The sequence below is a fragment of the Pseudonocardia humida genome (assembly GCF_023898865.1).
GTDB lineage: Bacteria > Actinomycetota > Actinomycetes > Mycobacteriales > Pseudonocardiaceae > Pseudonocardia > Pseudonocardia humida.
Genome location: NZ_JAGSOV010000019.1, coordinates 1 through 19,195, shown reverse-complemented (window position 1 = coordinate 19,195; position 19,195 = coordinate 1). Strand labels below are relative to the sequence as shown.

19 protein-coding genes and 1 riboswitch are annotated in these 19,195 nt (G+C 76.0%); of the genes, 11 read left to right on the top strand and 8 right to left on the bottom strand.

Annotated features, from left to right (window positions below; translation table 11 throughout):
* Positions 1-28: 28 nt before the first annotated feature.
* Positions 29-826: an SGNH/GDSL hydrolase family protein gene (locus tag KDL28_RS08595; protein WP_252436839.1), complete on the bottom strand. Its 798-nt coding sequence runs from the start codon at positions 824-826 to the stop codon at positions 29-31.
* Between the two features lie 189 nt (positions 827-1,015).
* On the opposite strand from KDL28_RS08595, the gene KDL28_RS08590 reads away from it, so the two are divergent.
* From KDL28_RS08590 to KDL28_RS08565, 6 genes are all read left to right on the top strand, one after another.
* Positions 1,016-1,699, top strand: a complete 684-nt coding sequence (locus KDL28_RS08590; RefSeq protein WP_252436838.1) for a DUF3159 domain-containing protein — start codon at positions 1,016-1,018, stop codon at positions 1,697-1,699.
* 396 nt (positions 1,700-2,095) lie between these two features.
* Positions 2,096-2,986, top strand: coding sequence for a hypothetical protein (locus KDL28_RS08585; RefSeq protein ID WP_252436837.1), 891 nt, complete (start codon positions 2,096-2,098; stop codon positions 2,984-2,986).
* A 124-nt stretch (positions 2,987-3,110) separates the two neighbouring features.
* Positions 3,111-3,809: a thiamine phosphate synthase gene (thiE, locus tag KDL28_RS08580; protein ID WP_252436836.1), complete on the top strand. Its 699-nt coding sequence runs from the start codon at positions 3,111-3,113 to the stop codon at positions 3,807-3,809.
* Between the two features lie 9 nt (positions 3,810-3,818).
* A riboswitch (TPP riboswitch) is annotated at positions 3,819-3,927 on the top strand.
* The gene (gene thiO / locus KDL28_RS08575; protein ID WP_252436953.1) at positions 3,922-5,055 is read left to right on the top strand and encodes a glycine oxidase ThiO; all 1,134 of its coding nucleotides are present in this window, start codon (positions 3,922-3,924) and stop codon (positions 5,053-5,055) included. (Overlaps the previous riboswitch by 6 nt.)
* A 20-nt stretch (positions 5,056-5,075) precedes the next feature.
* A complete protein-coding gene (thiS, locus tag KDL28_RS08570) occupies positions 5,076-5,276 on the top strand; it encodes a sulfur carrier protein ThiS (protein ID WP_252436835.1) in 201 nt (66 codons plus the stop codon).
* Between the two features lie 2 nt (positions 5,277-5,278).
* A complete protein-coding gene (locus tag KDL28_RS08565; protein ID WP_252436834.1) occupies positions 5,279-6,043 on the top strand; it encodes a thiazole synthase in 765 nt (254 codons plus the stop codon).
* A 78-nt stretch (positions 6,044-6,121) separates the two neighbouring features.
* On the opposite strand, the gene KDL28_RS08560 is transcribed toward KDL28_RS08565, so the two are convergent.
* From KDL28_RS08560 to KDL28_RS08550, 3 genes are all read right to left on the bottom strand, one after another.
* A complete protein-coding gene (locus tag KDL28_RS08560) occupies positions 6,122-7,669 on the bottom strand; it encodes an MDR family MFS transporter (RefSeq protein ID WP_252436833.1) in 1,548 nt (515 codons plus the stop codon).
* A complete protein-coding gene (locus tag KDL28_RS08555; RefSeq protein ID WP_252436832.1) occupies positions 7,666-8,208 on the bottom strand; it encodes a MarR family winged helix-turn-helix transcriptional regulator in 543 nt (180 codons plus the stop codon). Before KDL28_RS08555 ends, KDL28_RS08560 begins: the two co-directional genes overlap by 4 nt.
* A 76-nt stretch (positions 8,209-8,284) precedes the next feature.
* Positions 8,285-8,827 carry a gamma carbonic anhydrase family protein gene (locus tag KDL28_RS08550; RefSeq protein WP_252436831.1) on the bottom strand — a complete coding sequence of 181 codons (543 nt, stop codon included), beginning with the start codon at positions 8,825-8,827 and terminating at the stop codon, positions 8,285-8,287.
* 113 nt (positions 8,828-8,940) lie between these two features.
* Between KDL28_RS08550 and KDL28_RS08545 the strand changes: the two genes are divergently transcribed.
* Entirely contained in the window at positions 8,941-9,828 is an 888-nt protein-coding gene (locus tag KDL28_RS08545) for a Gmad2 immunoglobulin-like domain-containing protein (protein WP_252436830.1), read from the top strand.
* A 133-nt stretch (positions 9,829-9,961) separates the two neighbouring features.
* Here KDL28_RS08545 and KDL28_RS08540 read toward each other — a convergent pair whose 3' ends face one another.
* The gene (locus KDL28_RS08540) at positions 9,962-10,573 is read right to left on the bottom strand and encodes a hypothetical protein (RefSeq protein ID WP_252436829.1); all 612 of its coding nucleotides are present in this window, start codon (positions 10,571-10,573) and stop codon (positions 9,962-9,964) included.
* A 271-nt stretch (positions 10,574-10,844) separates the two neighbouring features.
* Here KDL28_RS08540 and KDL28_RS08535 point away from each other — a divergent pair, with 271 nt between their 5' ends.
* The 3 genes from KDL28_RS08535 to KDL28_RS08525 all read left to right on the top strand — a co-directional run bounded on the left by KDL28_RS08535 (position 10,845) and on the right by KDL28_RS08525 (position 14,764).
* Positions 10,845-12,053, top strand: a complete 1,209-nt coding sequence (locus KDL28_RS08535) for a sensor histidine kinase (RefSeq protein ID WP_252436828.1) — start codon at positions 10,845-10,847, stop codon at positions 12,051-12,053.
* Positions 12,050-12,718 (top strand): response regulator, encoded by a 669-nt coding sequence (locus KDL28_RS08530; RefSeq protein WP_252436827.1) that lies wholly within the window; start codon positions 12,050-12,052, stop codon positions 12,716-12,718. The genes KDL28_RS08535 and KDL28_RS08530 overlap by 4 nt, the downstream gene beginning before the upstream one ends.
* Before the next feature lie 219 nt (positions 12,719-12,937).
* Entirely contained in the window at positions 12,938-14,764 is a 1,827-nt protein-coding gene (locus KDL28_RS08525) for an alpha/beta fold hydrolase (RefSeq protein ID WP_252436826.1), read from the top strand.
* Positions 14,765-14,817: 53 nt separating this feature from the next.
* On the opposite strand, the gene KDL28_RS08520 is transcribed toward KDL28_RS08525, so the two are convergent.
* Genes KDL28_RS08520 through KDL28_RS08510 form a run of 3 tightly spaced genes read right to left on the bottom strand, consistent with a single transcriptional unit; the run spans position 14,818 to position 17,991 of the window.
* On the bottom strand, positions 14,818-15,936 hold the full coding sequence (locus KDL28_RS08520) for an XdhC family protein (RefSeq protein WP_252436825.1): 1,119 nt from the start codon (positions 15,934-15,936) through the stop codon (positions 14,818-14,820).
* Positions 15,929-17,071: a vWA domain-containing protein gene (locus tag KDL28_RS08515; protein ID WP_252436824.1), complete on the bottom strand. Its 1,143-nt coding sequence runs from the start codon at positions 17,069-17,071 to the stop codon at positions 15,929-15,931. The genes KDL28_RS08520 and KDL28_RS08515 overlap by 8 nt, the downstream gene beginning before the upstream one ends.
* Before the next feature lie 8 nt (positions 17,072-17,079).
* Positions 17,080-17,991: an AAA family ATPase gene (locus KDL28_RS08510; protein WP_252436823.1), complete on the bottom strand. Its 912-nt coding sequence runs from the start codon at positions 17,989-17,991 to the stop codon at positions 17,080-17,082.
* Between the two features lie 480 nt (positions 17,992-18,471).
* Between KDL28_RS08510 and KDL28_RS08505 the strand changes: the two genes are divergently transcribed.
* Positions 18,472-19,080: a transglycosylase family protein gene (locus KDL28_RS08505; protein WP_308215967.1), complete on the top strand. Its 609-nt coding sequence runs from the start codon at positions 18,472-18,474 to the stop codon at positions 19,078-19,080.
* The last annotated feature ends 115 nt before the right edge of the window (positions 19,081-19,195 follow it).

The window sequence follows — 19,195 nt, the reverse complement described above, 5'->3', positions numbered from 1 at the left end:
GGGCCGGGTGGCGCGCCGGCAAGCCGGTTCAGGTGGCCGGGTGCCCGCCCGGGCTCAGCGGCAGCAGGTCGGAGTGCTTGGCCGCGAAGCCCTCGCCGGTCCGGTGGCCCTGCAGCCGCCGCCGGACGAACGGCATCACGAACTCGCGCATCCAGCGCAGGTCCTCGACCTGGCGGTGCCGCCACGGGGCGGGCTCGGCGACCGGCAGCGGGGTGCGCCAGTCGTCGGTGACCGGCTCGCCCAGCGTCTCCAGCACGCGGAGGGCGACCCGGCGGTGCCCCTCGGCGGTCAGGTGCAGCCGGTCGCGGCCCCAGGTGCGCGGGTCGGCCAGCGGGGTCATCCCCCACAGGTCCACGACGGTGGCGCCGTGCCGGTCGGCGCTGGCCCGCATGAGCTCGTTGTAGCAGGCGACCCGGCCGCGCAGGCGGCGGATGACCGGGTGCATGCGGCCGAGGTCGAAACCGGTGAACACGAACACCCGGGCGCCGGTCGCGGTGAGCCGCTGCAGCGCGGCGTCGAACCGGGCGGCGAGGTCGTCGGTGTCGCAGGAGAGCCGGATGATGTCGTTGCCGCCCGCGCAGAACGCGACCAGGTCGGGGCGCAGCCGCTCGGCCACCGGCAGTTGCTCGGCGACGATCTCGTCGAGCAGCTTGCCGCGCACGGCGAGGTTCGCGTAGCGGAAACCGGGCTCGCGCTCGCCCATGTACTCCGCGACCCGGTCCGCCCAGCCGCGCGGCCTGCCGTCGGGCCGCCAGTCGTCCAGTCCCTCGGTGAAGCTGTCCCCCAGTGCGATGAAGCTGCCGACCGGTTCGGTTCGCTCGCCCACGTCGACACCCCCCTTCCCGTCCCCGACCCGTCACCACGGCGACGGGTGCCGTACGCCTCAGGATCGCTCAGCACCCCGGGTAAGCGCCACCACCTCGGGGGTCCCGACGGGCCGAACCCCGACCGGGCCGGACGGAGATCACCTGGGCTGCCCTGTGATCCGCGACCCGGGATAGGGCACCCTTGCCTCATGTCCGGTGGAGAGCAGCGCCCGGAGCCGTCGCTGGCCGACGTCCTGGGCGGGCGCGGTGGCGCGGTGGACGCGACGGTCCCCGTCGTCGCGTTCGTGCTCGTCTTCACCCTGGGCGACGCGCTGGGCTGGCCGTCGCCGGTGGCCTGGGGCGGCGGCGCGGCGGTGCTGTCGGCCGCAGTGGTGGCGGTGGTCCGGATGGTCGGCGGCCGGCGGCCCCGGGCGGTGCTGTTCGGGTTGCTCGGTGTGGCGGTCGCCGCGCTCGTGGCCGGCTACACGGGCCGCGCGGTCGACTTCTTCCTCGTGCAGATCGCCACCAACGCGGCGAGCGCGCTGGCCTGGGCGGTGTCGATCGTGGTCCGCTGGCCGCTGCTCGGGCTGGTCGTGGGCACCGCGCTCGGCCAGCGCACCCGCTGGCGGCGCGACCCCCACCTGCTGCGCGGCTACCAGCGGGCCAGCTGGGTGTGGGTCGGGCAGTACCTCGTGCGGCTGGCCGTATTCCTGCCGCTGTACTGGGCGGACGCCGTGGTCGCGCTGGGCGTCGCGCGGACCGTGCTCACCTGGCCGCTGGTGGCCCTGTGCGTGGCGCTATCGTGGCCAGTACTCCGTTCGGCGCTACCTCCAGGCCATGGTGGTCTGCGCCATCCGGAGGCTCAAGGCGAGGCAGCCCGCCCGACGGCGTGAACGGTCTCACGAATAGTGATCGACTGGAGCGATTCAGTCGTCTCGTCGGTTGGAAACGGGTACGCCGTGGGACCGCCACGCCGACACCGGCGAACCCGCCGGTAGCCGGGCGTGACGGTCGACGACCGCCAAGCTCGACGACCGCGATTCGGAGCCATGCCCCACCACCCCGCTGCACCTCGTCCCGTCCCCGGTGACGGGCCCCGGACCCCGCCGGTCCCGGAGCCCCGTCCTGACCCCAGGGTCGGCCACCCCGGGGTCCCGCCCGCGCCCCGCCCCGCGGGCCCGCCCGCGCCCCGGTCGCCCGGCGGGTACAACCCCGGCGGTCCGTTCCCGCCGCCCCGCCCACCCGGCCCGGGGCGGCCGAACGGCAGCACCGAGGGCGAGACGGTCCGCGTGGCCACCGCCCAGGAGCCGCCCAAGGCGGACCTGTCGCTGAACAAGGTGCTCGCCGGCGCGGGCGCCGCGGCGACGTCGGCGGTGCTCGGCTCGTTCTTCGGGGCCGAGGGCACGGTCCTGGGCGCCGCCTTCGGGTCCGTGGCCAGCACGGTGGCCACGACCCTCTACCAGCGCTCGCTGGACCGCACCCGCGACACGCTGGTCGCCGTGGTCCGGGTGCGGCGCAACCCGGGCGACGCCGCCGGCCAGTCCGGCCAGTCCGGCGAGTCCGACTCGGAGATGACCGTCCGGCTGCCCCCGGTCGACGCCGACGGCTCCGTCCAGCCCGACCTGGGCCCGCAGCCCCCGCGGCGGCGCTGGCTGCTCTGGGCCGGCCTGACGGCGCTGGTGTTCGCGCTGGCGATGGCGGTCATCACCGGCATCGAGCTGGTCAAGGGCTCCACCATCACCGGCAACGAGTCGGGCACCTCGATCAGCCGGGCCGCCGACCCGCGTCCGGCCGCGCCCGTCGAGGACGAGGAGGAGCCCGCCCCGACCGAGACCGACGCCACCGCGACCCCGGAGCCCACCGCCGACCCGGAGAGCTCGACCACCGCCACCCCCGACCCGGACGCCCCCGGCGGCGCGGAGGGCGACTCGGACACCCGGCAGGACGACGAGCAGGCCCCCGAGGACGACCCCGGCGGCTCGGTCGACATCCGGCCGACGGAGCGGGACACCCCCGGCGAGACCCCGGCGACCCCCGAGAGCGGCGCGGACACCGACTCGGGCGCCGGCTCCGGTGGCGCGGCTCCGGGCATCGGCAACCGCTTCGGCTCCTCGCTGGGCGACCGCTTCGGCGACGACGTCGAAGAGACCACCGTCGCCCCGCCCACCTCGCGCCGCTGACGCCCCTCGGGCCGTCGTCGCAGAGGCGGCGTGTTCTTCGCAGGTGCTGCGGCGCCTGCGAAGAACACGCAGGCCCTGCGCCGACGGGTGAGACTTGCCGGGCGACCCGCTAGCGTCGGTGCACGTGCCCGACCTCGACGGCGCCGCCCGGCGCTCCCTCCTCGCCGACGCCCGCCTCTACCTCTGCACCGACGCCCGCCGTTCCCTCGGCGACCTGGCCGAGTTCGCCGACGCCGCGCTGAGCGGCGGTGTGGACGTGCTCCAGCTGCGCGAGAAGGGCCCCGACGGCCCGCTGGAGGCCCGCGAGGAGCTCGCCGCGCTGGAGGTGCTGGCGGAGGCCTGCGCCCGGCACGGCGCCCTCCTGGCCGTCAACGACCGCGCCGACGTCGCCCTGGCCGCCGGCGCCGACGTCCTGCACCTGGGGCAGGACGACCTGCCCGTCGGGTGGGCGCGCCGCGTCGTCGGCGAGGAGGTCGTGCTCGGGCGGTCGTCGCACAGCCCCACCGAGACCGCCACGGCGGCGACCGAGCCGGGCGTCGACTACTTCTGCGTCGGCCCGTGCTGGCCGACCCCGACCAAGCCGGGCCGCCCGGCGCCGGGCCTGGACCTGGTCCGGGAGGTGGCCGGGCGGGCGCCGCGGCGGCCGTGGTTCGCGATCGGCGGCATCGACGAGCAGCGCCTGGACGACGTGCTGGCCGCCGGGGCGACGCGGATCGTGGTGGTGCGCGCGATCACCGAGGCGGACGACCCCGCCGCCGCGGCGGCTCGGTTGCGCGGACGACTGGTCCGCCGCCACGACGCCGCGGGCGCGTTCCCGGCGTAGGGTGGGTCGCAGGTGACGCACGGGAGCCCGGGATCCGGGCTGAGAGGGGATCGCGACGATCCCGACCGTCGAACCTGATCCGGGTCATGCCGGCGCAGGGAGCGCAGTGATGATGACGTACACGCGGTTGACCGTCGTCGGGGCGGGTGTGATCGGGCTGAGCTGCGCCTGGCGCGCCGCCGCCGCAGGCCTCGACGTCACCGTCCTCGACCCGGCGCCCGCCTCGGGCGCCTCCCGGGTCGCCGGCGGCATGCTGGCCCCGGTCACCGAGGCGTGGCCGGGCGAGGAGGGCCTGCTCGGGCTCGGGGTCGAGTCGGTGCGGCGGTGGCCGGGGTTCGCCGGGCGGCTCGCCGACGCCGCGGGCCGCCCGGCCGGGCTGCGCACCGAGGGCACCGTCGTCGTGGCGACGGGCGGCGGCGACCGCGCCGAGCTGGACGCCCTGGCCGGATACCTGGCCGGGCTCGGCCGGGAGGTGCAGCGCCTCGGCGGGCGCGAGCTGCGCAGGCTCGAACCGGCGCTCGGGCCCGAGGTGCGCGGTGGGCTGAGCGTGCCCGGCGACCTCGCCGTGGACAACCGGGTCCTGCTGGCCGCGCTGCGGGCCGCCGTCGAGCGGGCCGGGGCGGCGGTGCGCGAGGTCGAGGTCCACGAGGTCCTCGACGACGGCGACCGCGTCACCGGCGTGCGCACCGCCGCGGGCGACCTGCCCGCCGAGTGCGTGCTGGTCTGCGCGGGAGCCCACTCCGCGGCCCTGCACCCCGCCCTGCACGGGCTCGTCCGCCCGGTGAAGGGCGAGATCCTGCGGCTGGCCGCGCGGGTGGGGGCGTTCCCGCCGCCGTCGCGCACGGTGCGCGCACTCGTCGACGGCAGGCCCGTCTACGCCGTCCCCCGCGACGACGGCGGCCTGGTGATCGGGGCGACCCAGACCGAGACCGGCTTCGACACCGAGGTCACCGTGGGCGGGGTGCGCGACCTGCTGCGCGACGCCGAGCGCGTGCTGCCCGGCATCGCCGAGTACGCGCTGGTCGAGGCGGCGGCGGGGCTGCGCCCGGGCAGCCGCGACAACCTCCCGCTGCTCGGCGCCCTCGGCCCGGAGGGCCTGCTGGTCGCCACCGGCCACCACCGCAACGGCATCCTGCTCGCCCCGCTGACCGCCGACGCCGTGCTCGGGCTGCTGCGGGGCGAACCCGAACCGGCGGTGGCGGCGGCCGACCCCGCCCGGTTCGCGGCGGCGGGGCACGGGCGCTGAGCGCCGGAAGGAGCCAGGAGATGCAGGTGTGGATCAACGGTGCGGCCCACGAGCTGCCGGCCGGGGCGCGGGTCGCCGCGGTGCTCGACGTGCTCGGCCTGCCCGGGCGCGGGGTGGCCGTCGCCGTCGACGGCGAGCTGGTGCGCCGGGCCGACTGGCCGGCGACCCCGCTCGTCGATGGCGCGCGGGTGGAGGTCCTGACCGCGGTGCAGGGAGGATGAGCATGGACGGCACGACGCTGGTCGTCGGCGATCGGAAGATCGCCTCACGACTGATCATGGGGACCGGGGGGGCCGCCAACCTGGAGGTGCTGGAGCGGGCGCTGGTGGCGTCCGGCACGGCGCTCACGACGGTGGCGATGCGGCGGGTCGACGCGGCCACCGGCACCGGCGTGCTCGACCTGCTGCGCAGGCTCGACATCGAGGTGCTGCCCAACACCGCGGGCTGCCGCACGGCGGCCGAGGCCGTGCTCACCGCCCGGCTGGCCCGCGAGGCGCTGGAGACCGAGCTGGTCAAGCTGGAGGTCGTGGCCGACGAGCGCACGCTGCTGCCCGACCCGGTCGAGCTGCTCGACGCCGCGGAGCAGCTCGTCGACGACGGCTTCACCGTGCTGCCCTACACCAACGACGACCCGGTGCTGGCCCGGCGGCTGGAGCAGGTCGGCTGCGCCGCGGTGATGCCGCTGGGTTCGCCGATCGGCACCGGGCTGGGCATCCGCAACCCGCACAACATCGAGATGATCGTGGCCGAGGCCGGGGTGCCGGTCGTGCTCGACGCCGGGATCGGCACCGCGTCGGAGGCCGCGCTGGCGATGGAGCTGGGCTGCGACGCCGTCCTGCTGGCCACGGCGGTCACCCGGGCCGCCGACCCGGAGCGCATGGCCACGGCGATGCGGCTGGCCGTCGAGGCGGGCCACGCCGCCCGCCACGCCGGCCGCATCCCCCGCCGCTACTGGGCCCGCGCCTCGTCCCCCGACCCCGACGACTGACCCCGGCCGTAGTTCAGGAAAGCCACGATGCCGCCCTGTGCGGGCAGCATCGTGGCTTTTCCTGGACCGGGTGGGACCTCAGCGGGTGCGGGCGGGGGCCAGGTCGGGGGACTCCGCCGGGGCGGGCGCCTTCTCGATGGTGGTCCGCAGCGGGACCTCCCGGATCAGGATCACCGACACCAGGGTGACCAGCGAGGCCGCCGCGCAGATCAGGAAGACGAAGGAGATGCCGTCGCCGTAGGCCGCGCGGATCAGCCCGGCCTGCGCGGGCGGGGCCGTGCCCAGCGCCTGCAGCGCGCCGGTGGAGCCGCCCAGCAGCTGGGAGACCCGGTCGTCGAGCACCACCCCGAGCAGGGTGACGCCGACCGTGCCACCCATCGACCGCAGGAACGCGACGAGCGAGCTGGCGGCGCCGACGTTCGACACGTCGACGGTGTTCTGCACGGCGAGCACCAGGTTCTGCATGGTCATGCCCATGCCGGTGCCCAGCAGCACCAGGAAGATCGAGACCTCCCATACCGGGGTGGCGTGGTCGATCGTGGCCAGCAGCGTCAGCCCGGTGGTGATCAGCGCGGCGCCCGCCAGCAGGTAGGGCTTCCAGCGCCCGAACCGGCTGATCAGCTGGCCGGAGACGGTCGAGGAGACCACCAGGCCGCCGATCAGGGGCAGGGTGAGCAGGCCGGCGGCCATCGGCGAGTAGGCCCGCCCGATCTGGAAGTACTGGCCGAGGAACACCGAGCCACCGAACATCACCACACCGGCGATCATGCTGGCCAGCACGGACAGCACGACCGTCCGCTCGCGGAACAGCCACATCGGCACGACCGGCTCGGGCACCTTGGTCTCGACGATGACGGCGGCGACCAGTGCGGCCACGCCCATCGCGACGAGCGCCAAGGACGTCGGGGAGCTCCACGGGAACTGCTCGCCGGCCAGCGAGACCCAGACCAGCAGGGTGGACACGCCGCCGACGATCAGCGCGGCGCCCCAGTAGTCGAGCTTGACCTCGCGGCGCACGGTGGGCAGGCGCAGGGTCTTCTGCACGACGACCAGCGAGATCAGCGCGACGGGCACGCCGACGAAGAACGTCGCCTGCCAGCCGAGGCCGGGGGTGTCGACGAGCAGGCCGCCGATCAGCGGGCCGGAGACCGTGGCCGCGGCCAGCACGGAGCCCATGTAGCCGGAGTACCGGCCGCGCTCGCGCGGCGGGATGATCGCCGCGATGACGACCTGGGCCAGCGCCTGCAGCCCGCCGGCGCCGACGCCCTGCAGGAACCGCCAGCCGATCATCTCGCCCATCGACCCGGCGAAACCGGCCCCGATCGAGGCCACGATGAAGATCACGGTGGCCGCCTGGACCAGCGGCTTCTTCGGGAAGAGGTCGGCGAGCTTGCCCCAGATCGGGGTGGACGCGGTGGTGGCCAGCAGCGTGGCGGTGACGATCCAGGTGTAGCCGGTCTGCGAGCCCCCCAGGTCGCTGACGATCGCCGGCAGCGCGTTGGAGACGATCGTGTTGGACAGGATCGCGACGAACATCCCCGTCAGCAGACCGCTGAGCGTGGTGACGATCTGCCGGTGGCTCAGGGCGGGGGCCGCCTGAGCCGGGGCGGTGGACGGGGTGGTCATGCGGTCGTGCCTCTCGTGCTGGTCAGGGCGGGGCGGCCGGGTCGGGCCGGCGGGGCGGGGGAGCCGGCGGGCTCCGCGGCGCGGTGGGCGATCTCCTCGGCGACGGCGGTGACGAGCCGGGCCGCGGCCAGGACGTCGGTCTCGGGCAGGCGGGCCAGCGCGCCGTGGAGCCAGTCGCGGCGCAGCTCGGCCACCTCGGCGAGCAGGTCCTGCCCGGAGGGGGTGAGCCGCACGAGGCTGGCCCGCCGGTCGGCCGGGTCGGGTCGCCGGCACACCAGGCCCTTGGCCTGCAGCTCGCTGATCTGGCGGCTGACCACGGACTGGTCGACGCCGCGCAGGGCGGCGATCTCGCTGAGCCGCCGCTCGTCCTCGCCGAGCAGGCGGACGAGTTCGAGGACGGCCATCGTGGAGGGCGCCCCGATCTCGGCGGCCCGCTGCGTGAGTGCGCGCCAGCTGCGCAGGAGCGCCTGGACGGCGTCGGCGAGCTCGTCGGCCGCGCGGTCGGGGGCGTACCCGTCCGGCCCGCCGTTAGTTCGCATAGGACAACGATAAGACCAATGGTTGCACCATGCAACCGAGTGGACCCACGTCACATCCGCCCCGGGGCGGTGGCCGCTACGCCCTGGTGTCGGAGGGCACGACCGGGACGACCGACTCGCGGTGCCTGCGGGCTAGCTCCCGGTAGATGTCGGGGTTGGAGTCCACCCAGCCCTTCGCCGACGCGCTCAGCGGGCCCTTCACCCGGGCCACCGTGTCCAGCACGAGCTGCCCGTCGGGCACAACGGTGTTCGGCGGGATCGTGGCTCCCGCCCCGATCAGGCAGCGGGCGCCGATCCGCGCGCCGTCCTGCACGGTGGCGCCGTTGCCGACCAGCGCCTCGGTGCCGATGACCGCGCCGTGCACGACGCAGAGGTGCCCGATCGTCGCGCCCACGCCCACCTCGGTGACCGGTTCGGTGCCGCCGTGCAGCACGCAGCCGTCCTGCACGTTCGCGCCCTCCCGGATGACGATCGGCCCGAAGTCGGCGCGGAGCACGGCGTTGTACCAGATCGAGGCGTTGGCCTCCACGCGCACGTCGCCGACCAGCGTGGCGGTCGGCGCCACGAAAGCATCGGGGTGGACGGTCGGGGCGATCCCCTCGAAAGCGAACAACGGCATGGTCGGCAGCCTGTCACGCGGACGCCGGCACTGCTGCTGGTGCGCCGCGCCGCACGTCGCCCGCTCGGGTGACGTGCGCCACGCGGCGGCGCCGGGTCGGGCAGCCTGTAGCGATGGGGGTGGGACGGGGGCACCGCACGCACGCGCGACCGGCGGCCGCGGCCGTCGGGATGGCCGGACTGGTCGGCGCGGTGCTGGCCGGCTGCACCGCCGCCCCGACCGACCCGGTGCCCGTCCCGACCATCTCCGCCGGCCCGAGGCCGGCCTCCGCGCTGCCCACCGGCGAGCCAAGCGCCGCCCGAGCCCTGCCGGTCTACTACATCGCCGACACCGCGGCCGGCCCCCGGCTGTACCGGGAGTTCCACCAGGTCAGCACGGTCGACCCGGCGACGGACGCGGTCGGTGAGATGCTCGGCGAGCCGGCCGGCCTCGACGCCGACTACCGCACGCACTGGCCCCCCACCGCCGCCCTGCGCGGCCCGGTCACCACCGGCGGCGGGGTGATCACCGTCGACCTCACCGGCGTCGGCCCGGCCCCGGTCGATGCCGCCCCCGCCCCGCTGGTGGTCCAGCAGCTGGTCTTCACGGTGCAGGCGGCGCTGCAGTCCGTCGACCCGGTCCGCATCCTGGTCGACGGCGAGCCCGTCGACGACCTGTGGGGCGTCCCCACCGCCGACCCCGTCCGCCGGGGCGACACCCTGGGGCTGCGCTCGCTGGTCCAGATCGACGAGCCCGCCGACGGGTCCACGGTCGGGCCGGAGGTGACGGTGGCCGGGGAGGCGGCGGTGTTCGAGGCCACCGTGCTGTGGGAGGTCCTGCGCGACGGGCGGGTCGTGCAGTCGGGCTACACGACGACGAGCGAGGGCCAGAAGTTCTCGCCCTTCCGGTTCACGGTGCAGCTCGGGCCGGGGGAGTACGTGGTCCGCGTCAGCGAGGACGACCCGTCGGACGGTGAAGGGCGCCCGCCACTCACCGACGACAAGACCATCACCGTCGGCTGACCCGGCGGTCCGCCCGGCGCGCTCGTCGCAGCGCTGACGACGTCGTCGCAGCCCGCCGGACACCTGCGAGCACCACCCCGGGGCTGCGACGACGCCCGAACTCCGCGGAGCGGGCGGCGGGCGGGGCGCTCGGCTAGTCGGGCGCGTGCCGCGGCGCCCGCAGGCCGAGGGCCCGCAGCTCCAGCGCGGCCAGCGCGTGCACGACCTCGCGGTCGTCGCGCCGCCACGCGGCGGCCGGGTCGGGGCTGACCCGCAGCAGCCGCCGCACCGGCCGGTTGGTGATCGCGCGCAGGGCCAGCAGGTCGGAGTCGACACCGCGCACCCCGGCGGCCGACCCGGCCGACCGGGCGTAGCGCAGCCGCAGCGGCAGCCACGTCAGCAGGACCGGCAGCACCCCCAGCACGACGATCCCGACGGCGGTGCCGAACGCGATCGTGCCGACCGTGCCCGCCATGTCGCGCCCGGCCGTGGCGATCGAGTCGCCCGCCCCCGTCCCGGCGCCCAGCGCCCGGGCCAGGTCCTCCCCGACGAGGGGCAGCTCGCCCGCGGTGCGGGCGGCGTCGTCGAAGGCGCCGCGGATGCCGTCGCCCGCGCCGGTCAGGGTGTTCGCGGGGGTCTGCAGCTGCAGGACCACGTCGCGGGCCGTGCCGGCGACGTCCACGCACAGCCACACCCACGCCACCACGAGGACGTCGGCGAGGAGCTGGAGCAGGAACCGGGCCGGGCGCTCCGCGTAGAACCGCATGGCGCGGTGTCTACCGCAGACCCACCCCGGCCGCCGAGCCGTGCCCCGGGGGCGGCGGGGCCACGGTCGCGGCCCGTGGTTCAGGAAGGTGGCCTTCCGGTACCTCCGGTTCAGGAAGGTGGCCTTCCCGGCCTGTGAGGACCTGAAGGTGGCCTTCCTGAACCCCGGGGTTCGTGAGGGTGGCCTTCCTGAACCCGGCGGGCCGAGGGAGGCCTCGCGAACCCGGGGGATCGGCTGGGTCCGACGGGCGGGGACGCGGTTGACTGGGGTGGTGCGTCGGGGGACGGGCGAGCGGCTGCGCGGGGTGCTGGGCGCCGGGCTGCCCGCCGACCCGGTCACCGGCCGGCCGGTGCTGCCGTGGTGGCCCTTCCTCGCCGCGGCCGGACTGGCCGTGGCGCTGTCGATCGGGGTCGTCGCGTCCGGCGGCCTGGGCGCGGTGAGCCTGCCGCCCGCCCTGGCCGGCGCGGTCGCGGCGCTGCTGGCCCGGTGGCGCCCGGTGGTCGCGGGCCTCCTCGCGACCGCCGCGGCGCTCGCCGCTGTCGTCCTCGCCGCGACGGCGGGTGCGGCCGACGTCGCGCCGCCGTGGTTCGTCGACGTCGTCCCACCGCACCTGGTCGTGGCCTGGGCGGTCGGGGTGGCCGTGCCGGCCGGGGCGGCGGCCGGGGTGCTGGGCGGGCTGCTGCTGGTCGGGCTCGTGCACGCGCTGCTGGCCTCGCCGCCGGGGCTGCCGGCCGGGCTCTGGCCGCTGCTCGCGTGGGTGGCGCTGGTCGGGCTCGCGGCCACGGTCGGCGCGCGCCGTCGCGATCGTCACCTCCGCACCGTGCGGCTGATCGCCGAGGCCGGTGAGCGCCGGCTGCGCGAGGAGCACGACCGCATCGCCCGCGAGCTGCACGACACGGTGTCCCACCACCTGTCCGAGCTCGCGCTGCGGGCGGCGAGCGCGTCGCGGCGGCTCCCCGGCGTCGGCGACGAGTCGGCGGCCGAGTTCGGCGAGCTGGGCGCGCTGGCGCGGTCGGCGCTCGGCGAGATGCGCCGGCTGCTCGGAGTGCTGCGCGGCGACGCGGCGCCCGAGCGCGCGCCGCAGCCGGGGCTCGGGGAGGTGGCCGAGCTGGCGGGGTCGGCCCGCCGCGCCGGGCTGGACGTGGACCTGGAGCTCGCCGAGGCGCCGGGGCTGGCCGCGGGGACGGCGCTGTCGGCGTACCGGATCGTGCAGGAGGCGCTGAGCAACGCCGCGCGGCACGCCCCGGGTGCCCGCACCACCGTGCGGATCGGTCGGCGCGGGGACGTGCTGCGGGTGGAGGTCGAGAACGGGCCGGCGGCGGCGCCCGCCGCACCCTCGCCGGGCGCCGGGCTGGGCCTGGTCGGCATGCGGGAGCGGGTGCGGATCCTCGGTGGGCGGCTGGACGCCGGGCCGCGGCCCGGGGGCGGGTTCGCGGTGCGCGCCGAACTGCCGGCGGGCACCGGTGAGGGGGTGGCATGAGCGCTCCGATCGGTGTGCTGGTCGTCGACGACCAGGCGATGGTGCGGGCGGGGCTCGCCGCCCTGCTGGACGCCGAGCCGGACATCGCGGTGCTCGCCCAGGCCGCCGACGGCGCCGAGGCCGTCGCGCTGGCCCGCGCCCACCGCCCGGACGTGGTGCTGATGGACGTGCGCATGCCCGGCGTCGACGGCCTGGTCGCGGCCCGCGCGCTGCTCACCGGCCACGGCCACCGCCCCCGTGTCGTCATGCTGACCACGTTCGACCTCGACGACTACGTCTACGAGGCGGTGCGCGCCGGGGTCAGCGGGTTCGTGCTCAAGGACGCACCGCCGGACAAGCTGGCCGAGGCGGTGCGGGTGGCGGCGGCCGGCGACGCGCTGCTCGCCCCGTCGATCACCCGGCGGATGATGGCCCGGTTCGGGGAGCGCAGGCCCGTCGGCGCCCGGGAGGCCGGGCTGCTGGCCGCGCTCACCGCCCGCGAGCGCGACGTGCTGCGGCTGATCGCGCGCGGCCGGTCGAACGCCGAGGTGGCGGCCGAGCTGGTGATCGCGCAGGAGACGGTGAAGTCGCACGTCGGGCGGCTGTTCGCCAAGCTCGGGGTGCGAGACAGGGCGCAGGCGGTGGTGTTCGCGTACGAGAGCGGGCTCGTCGAGCCGGGCTCCTGAGTCGCTCGCGCACCGGCCCGGCGCACCCCCGATCACGTGTCAGGAAAGCCACGTTCAGGACCGGATCCGTCCTGAACGTGGCTTTCCTGACGTCGGGCTGACGTCGGGCCGCCAGGGGGACGACACCAGCCGGAGAGCCGGGCTGCCCCCGGGGAGCCAGGCCCGGTGCGCTCCGCGGGGTGAGGCGTCCGGACCCGCCGCGTTCCTAGCGTCCGGCCCGTGAAGAGACCGCTGATCGCCGCCGCGGTGACGGCCGCGGCGTTCGCGGGGTGCGCCGTCGCCCCGCCCGCCCAACCCGCCGCCGGTCCGGCTCCGCCCCCGCACCCGTGCGCCACCGCGACCGAGGTGTGCACCGGCACCGTCGAGGTTCCCCTGAACTGGGACGACCCCGGGTCCGAGCGGATCGGGGTGGCGTTCCAGCGGATCCCCCGCCGCGAGACCGCGGAGCCCGCGGCCGGGACGATCCTGGTCCACATGGGCGGGCCGCCCTCCCCGTCGATCGGGCCGGCGGAGCGGGTGCAGCGGACCATCCTCGAACCGCTCGGCCCCGTGCACGACCACCACGACCTGGTGGTCGCCGACCTTCGCGGGCTCGGCGCCTCCACCCCGCTGGCGTGCACCGGCGTCGACACCGACCGGCCGGGGACGGTGGCCGGCTGCGGGGAGCAGCTCGGACCGCGGGCCGGGTGGTTCGCGCTGGACCAGGCCGTGCGCGACTACGACGCCGTCCGCGCGGCACTGGGCGTGCACCGGCTGACCCTGTTCGGCAACTCGTGGGGCTCGGAGCTGGCCCAGGCCTACGCCTCGCGGTTCCCGGAGCGGGTGGCCGCCGTGTTCCTCAACGGCGCGGTCCCGGCGAGCGAGCGGGGCTACCTCTTCGCCGGTGGCCCGCACGAGTTCCTGCGCACGGTGATCGGGTCGGTCGACCGCGCGTGCGAGACCGCGCCGGCGTGCGCCGCGCTACCGGGTTCGACCGGCGAGCGCCTGGGGTGGGTGGCCGCCGCCCTGCGCGCGGAGGGCGGCGACGCGAGCCGGCTCGTCACGCTGCTGGACTGGGCCGCGTTCGACCCGCGCGTCGGGCGGGACCTCGACGCCGCGCTGCAGGCCCACCTGGACGGTGACCCGGCCCCGCTGCGCCGACTGACCACCGCCGTCGTCCCGCCTCCTCCGGACCGACCCGAGCTCCCACCCGACCGCGCCGCGACGCTGCTGCTCTACGGCTGCAGCGGCGCCGACCTGCCGTTCGACCGGACCGCTCCGCTGCCGCAGCGCCTGGCCCAGCTCGACGCCTTCTACGCCGAGCGGCAGCCGTACGCGCCGTTCACGCGGGAGGAGGCGGAGGCGGGGTCCGCGCTGGCCGACACCGGGGACCTGTGCGTGCACTGGCCGTGGCTGCGCGAGAGCGCACCGGTCGACGCGACCGCCCGCCCGGACGCGCCGGTGCTGCAGCTGGCCGGCGGCAGCGACCCGACCACGGTGGACGCCGAGGTGCTCGGCGACCGGTTCCCGCGGCACACCCTGCTGCGGGTCCCCGGCGGCGCCCACCAGACCTGGGACGACGAGCACCCGGTCGACGGCTGGTGCGCCCGCGACGCCATGCGCGCGTTCCTGCTCGACCCACCGGCGCCGGTCGTGGGCGGTTGCGATCGCACCACGTTCCGGCCGGCCGGTTCGTTCCCGCGCGCCGCGGCCGACCTACCGGGCCCGGCTGCCGTCGGCTTCGCCACCGCGGTGGACGCGACCGTCCCGCGGCACCCATCCGACGTGCTCGCGGCGGAGTTCACCCGGCCCGGGGTGCGCGGCGGGACGGCCACCGGCACCGCCGACGGCGTGGTGACCCTGCAGGGCTACCGGTTCGTGGAGGACGCCGCCGTCGACGGCACGGTGATGATCGACGCCGGCCACGCGGCGACCGCCCGGCTCACGGTGGCCACCCCGGACGGCCCCCACCGGGTCGAGCTGACCTGGCCGCTCCTCGACCCGGACGCCACCGCCACCGGCACCCTGGACGGCGTCCCCGTGGCTCTCCCGCCGCCCACGCGCTGAACGGCCCCCGCCCCCCTGCCCACTCGGGCGGCGCGGCGCGGGACCGCCGCGGGTCAGCCGCTGATGTGGATGGGGCCCTCGCGACGCCCGAGCGGCTCCCCGCCCCCGCCCCAGTGCTTCGCGATCATCTCCGCGGCGATCGAGACGGCCGTCTCCTCCGGCGTCCGCGCCCCGAGGTCGAGCCCGATGGGGCTGGACATCCGGGCGATCTCCTCCTCGGTGATCCCGCGCTCGCGCAGCCGCTCCAGCCGGTCCTCGTGGGTGCGGCGGGAGCCCATGGCGCCGATGTAGGCCACCTCCGGCAGCCGCAGCGCCACCTCCAGCAGGGGCACGTCGAACTTCGGGTCGTGCGTCAGCACGCACAGGGCGGTGCGCGCGTCGATGCGCCCGGCCTCGGCCTCGGCGGCCAGGTAACGGTGCGGCCACTCGACGACGACCTCGTTGGCGCCGGGGAAGCGGGACGCGGTGGCGAACACCGGGCGGGCGTCGCAGACCGTGACCCGGAAGCCGAGGAAGTTGCCGATCTTGGCCACGGCGGCGGCGAAGTCGATGGCACCGAACACGATCATGCGGGGCGGCGGGGCGAACGACTCGACGAACACCGACAGCCCCTCGCCGCGGCGCTGACCGTCGACGCCGTAGGTGAGCATCGCGTTGCGGCCGGCGTCGAGCAGGCCGCGGGCGTCGTCGCGGAGGGCGTCGTCGAGGCGGGCCGAACCGGTGCCGCCGTCGGTGCCGTCGGGCCACACGACGAGCCGCTTGCCCAGCCGGTCGGCGGGCCCCGACACGACCGTGGCCACCGCCACCGGCCGCTCGGCCCGCACCGCCTCGGCGACGGCGCCGAGCTGCGCGTAGGACTGCGGGGTGACCTTCTCCACGAAGATGTCGATGATGCCGCCGCAGGTCAGCCCGACGGCGAACGCGTCGTCGTCGGAGACGCCGTAGCGCTGCAGGATCGGGCGCCCGTCGGCGAGGACCTGCTCGCCGAGCTCGTACACCGCACCCTCGACGCATCCCCCGGACACGCTGCCGACCGCCTCGCCTGCCGGCCCGACCAGCATCGACGCGCCGGGCTGGCGGGGGGCGGAGCTGTAGGTGCCGACGACGGTGGCCAGGGCTGCGGTCTCGCCCTTCGCCCACCACTCGTCGAGCTTCGCCAGCACATCACGCATGCCTGATCACCTCGAGCAGCTTCTCCAGTGTGGCCAGGGAGTGCCCGGCCAGTAGATGGTCCAAGTACGGCAGGACCGCGACTATTCCGCCCTGCACGGGGGCGTACCCGTCCTTGCCCGCGTGCGGGTTCACCCAGACGAGCTCGTGGGCCAGCCGGCTGAGCCTGCTCATCTGGGTGGCCAGCAGGTCGGTGTCGCCGCGCTCCCAGCCGTCGGAGAACACGACGACGACGGCCCGCCGGGCGGCGCCGCGCTGCCCCCAACGGTCGACGAAGGCCCGCAGCACCTCGCCCAGCCGGGTGCCGCCCGACCAGTCGGGGATGGCCTTCCCGGCGGCGGCCAGCGCGCGCTCGGCGTCGCGCATGCGCAGCTCCCGGGTGACCCGGGTGAGCCGGGTGCCCAGCGTGAACGCCTCCACCGATCCCGGTGCGCGCCGCACCACGACGTGGGCGAAGCGCAGCAGCGCGTCGGCGTAGGGCTCCATGGAGCCGGACACGTCGACCAGCAGCACGATCCGCCGCGGCCGGGCGGAGCGGTCGCGGCGGTGCAGCTCGCGCAGCTCGCCCTGGTTGCGCAGCGCGGCGCGCAGGGTGCGGCCCGGGTCGGGGGCGCCGCGGCGGTGCGGGCGCCGCCGCCGGGAGGGCCGGTCGGGCAGCTGGGGCCGCAGCAGGGCCAGCAGCCTGCGCAGGTGCTCGCGCTCGGCCGGGGTGAGTTCGGCCACGTCGCGGTTGCGCAGCAACTCCGTGCCACTCGACCTGGCCTGCAGGTGAGGGTGGTCGCCGGTGTCGTCGGCGTCGGCGGAGTCGGGACCGCTGGTGAGCGAGGCGAGCTTGGGCGGGGGCGGGGGGCGCTGGTCGACGATCCGGGTGCGGCTGCCCTCCCGCTGGTCGAACCACGCGGCGAAGGCCTGGTCGTAGCGGGGCAGGTCGTCGGGGTCGGAGCAGAGGGTGAGCCGACCGGCCCAGTAGGTCTGCAGCTCGCTGGTGACGTCGAGGTTGTCGAGCGCGCCGAGGAACGCCGCGACCCGGTCGGTGGTGATCGCCAGCCCGGCGCCGCGCAGCACGGCGGTGAACCCGACGAGGGCCTGCAGCGGGTCGCCGTCGGCCGCGGGTGCCGCGGTGGTGGGGAGGGGCATCGGAGGGATCAGGAGGCCAGCAGGGTGTCGAGCTGGGCGCGGACGCGGTCGGCGTCCTCGCGGTACTTGAGCACGGCGCCCAGGGTGGCCGCGGCGCTGTCCACGTCGAGCTGGCGGGCGCCGACGAGCTGCAGCGCGCGGGCCCAGTCCAGGGTCTCGGCCACGCCCGGCGGCTTGAGCAGGTCGGCGGTGCGCAGGCGGCGCACGGCCCCGGCGACCTGGGCGGCCAGCCGCTCGGGGACGCCGGGCAGCCGGGCGTGCAGGATCTCGATCTCGCGCTGCAGGTCGGGGTGGTCGAGCCAGAGGTAGAGGCAGCGGCGCTTGAGGGCGTCGTGCACCTCGCGGGTGCGGTTGGAGGTGAGCACGACCAGCGGCGGCGTGCTGGCCCGGATCTCACCGACCTCCGGGATGCTCACCGCGTGCTCGGTGAGCACCTCCAGCAGGAAGGCCTCGAACTCGTCGTCGGCGCGGTCGATCTCGTCGATGAGCAGCACGCTCGGCGTGGTCTGCAGCGCCCGCAGGATCGGCCGGGCGAGCAGGAACCGCGGGTCGTAGAGGGAGTGCTCGACGGAGTCGACGTCCAGCTTCTCGCCGGTGGCGCCGGCGGCGGCCTCCAGCGCGCGCAGGTGCAGCAGCTGGCGGGGGAAGTCCCAGTCGTAGAGGGCCTGCGAGGCGTCGATGCCGTCGTGGCACTGCAGGCGGATGAGCTCGGCGCCCAGCACCTGGGCCAGGGCCTGGGCCAGCGCCGTCTTCCCGGTCCCCGGTTCGCCCTCGCAGAACAGCGGCCGGTTCATCCGCAGGGCGAGGAAGGCGGCGGTGGCCAGTCCGTCGTCGGCGAGGTAACCGGTGGTGCGCAGCGCGCCGGCCAGCTCGGTCGGCGAGGCCGGGCCCGACGGGTCGGCGGCAGGGCGATCATTCACGACTCCAGCATGACGGAACACCGGGTCGCCAGCCACCGCTCGCCGAACGTCACGTGACCGAACGTGATCGCGCTCGCACGGCGCGTCGAGCACTGAGTGTGACGCAAACCGAGATGCTTCCGAGATGGAGGTATTGCAAACACCGTGATGTCGGCGTGATCCACGCGATTTGACCTGGGGATCTGCGCCAATCGCCACACCAATGGTGTCGTTACAGTGAGCAGCGTCACGGCAACCAAATTTGGCCATAGCCCGTACCGGCCTCGTAGCGTCGGCGGCCGTCTCCCCGACCAGGGCGACGAAGAATGCATCCGGAGCCGTCGCATCAATGCCCCGTCCGCGGCTCCGGTCCGTCGAGCACAGACGGGACGGGGCCGAGAACATTTTCATCCCGGAAACGTCGATCCCCAACGGCGAAGACCGGATCAATGAATCGCATCGTCCGGCCCGTGCGGCCTGACGAGGGCGGATGTCTCGGTGATGCGTCAGGAGAAACACGCGATGACCCACCGTCCGACCACGACCACGCGTCGAAGTCTCGTCCGCCTCGCTGTTGTCGGAGCTGTCGCAGCAGGTACCACGGCTGCCCTCGCGGGTACCGCGACCGCGGCCCCCGCCTCTGCCTGGGACAAGCTCGCGCAATGCGAGAGCGGCGGAAACTGGAGCATCAACACCGGTAACGGCTACTACGGCGGGCTGCAGTTCAGCCCGCGGACCTGGCGCGCCTTCGGCGGCACCGGGATGCCCCACCAGGCCAGCAAGGCCGAGCAGATCGCCGTCGCCGAGCGCACCCTGGCCGCCCAGGGTTGGGGCGCCTGGCCGTCGTGCTCGAAGAAGATGGGTCTGCGCGGACTCCCCGCCGAGCCGACCAAGGTCCGCGCCTCCGCCCCGGCCCCGGCTGCTCCCGCCCCGGCCGCCCCGGTCGCCAAGAACGGCGCCGACTACACGGTCGCCGCGGGCGACACCCTCAGCAAGATCGCTTCTCGGGAGAACGTGCCCGGTGGCTGGCAGGCCATCTACCAGCGCAACGCCGACGTGCTGAGCAACCCGAACGTGCTCCGCGTCGGCCAGCAGCTCGACCTGCGCTGACGCCGCTGGGCGACCCGCGCACCCCTCCGCGCGGTCGCCCGGGTCGCGGGGGGGGGGGGGGGCGCGGCGCCCCCCCCCCCCCCCCCCCCCCAGCCCGGTCGAACCACCCCCGGGC

Coding starts and splice junctions, on each gene's coding strand:
- KDL28_RS08590 (WP_252436838.1), top strand. CDS start 1,016: ATGTCCGGTGGAGAGCAGCGCCCGGAGCCGTCGCTGGCCGACGTCCTG.
- thiO (WP_252436953.1), top strand. CDS start 3,922: ATGACGTACACGCGGTTGACCGTCGTCGGGGCGGGTGTGATCGGGCTG.
- thiS (WP_252436835.1), top strand. CDS start 5,076: ATGCAGGTGTGGATCAACGGTGCGGCCCACGAGCTGCCGGCCGGGGCG.
- KDL28_RS08565 (WP_252436834.1), top strand. CDS start 5,279: ATGGACGGCACGACGCTGGTCGTCGGCGATCGGAAGATCGCCTCACGA.
- KDL28_RS08560 (WP_252436833.1), bottom strand. CDS start 7,669: ATGACCACCCCGTCCACCGCCCCGGCTCAGGCGGCCCCCGCCCTGAGC.
- KDL28_RS08555 (WP_252436832.1), bottom strand. CDS start 8,208: ATGCGAACTAACGGCGGGCCGGACGGGTACGCCCCCGACCGCGCGGCC.
- KDL28_RS08550 (WP_252436831.1), bottom strand. CDS start 8,827: ATGCCGTTGTTCGCTTTCGAGGGGATCGCCCCGACCGTCCACCCCGAT.
- KDL28_RS08545 (WP_252436830.1), top strand. CDS start 8,941: ATGGGGGTGGGACGGGGGCACCGCACGCACGCGCGACCGGCGGCCGCG.
- KDL28_RS08540 (WP_252436829.1), bottom strand. CDS start 10,573: ATGCGGTTCTACGCGGAGCGCCCGGCCCGGTTCCTGCTCCAGCTCCTC.
- KDL28_RS08530 (WP_252436827.1), top strand. CDS start 12,050: ATGAGCGCTCCGATCGGTGTGCTGGTCGTCGACGACCAGGCGATGGTG.
- KDL28_RS08520 (WP_252436825.1), bottom strand. CDS start 15,936: ATGCGTGATGTGCTGGCGAAGCTCGACGAGTGGTGGGCGAAGGGCGAG.
- KDL28_RS08515 (WP_252436824.1), bottom strand. CDS start 17,071: ATGCCCCTCCCCACCACCGCGGCACCCGCGGCCGACGGCGACCCGCTG.
- KDL28_RS08505 (WP_308215967.1), top strand. CDS start 18,472: ATGCGTCAGGAGAAACACGCGATGACCCACCGTCCGACCACGACCACG.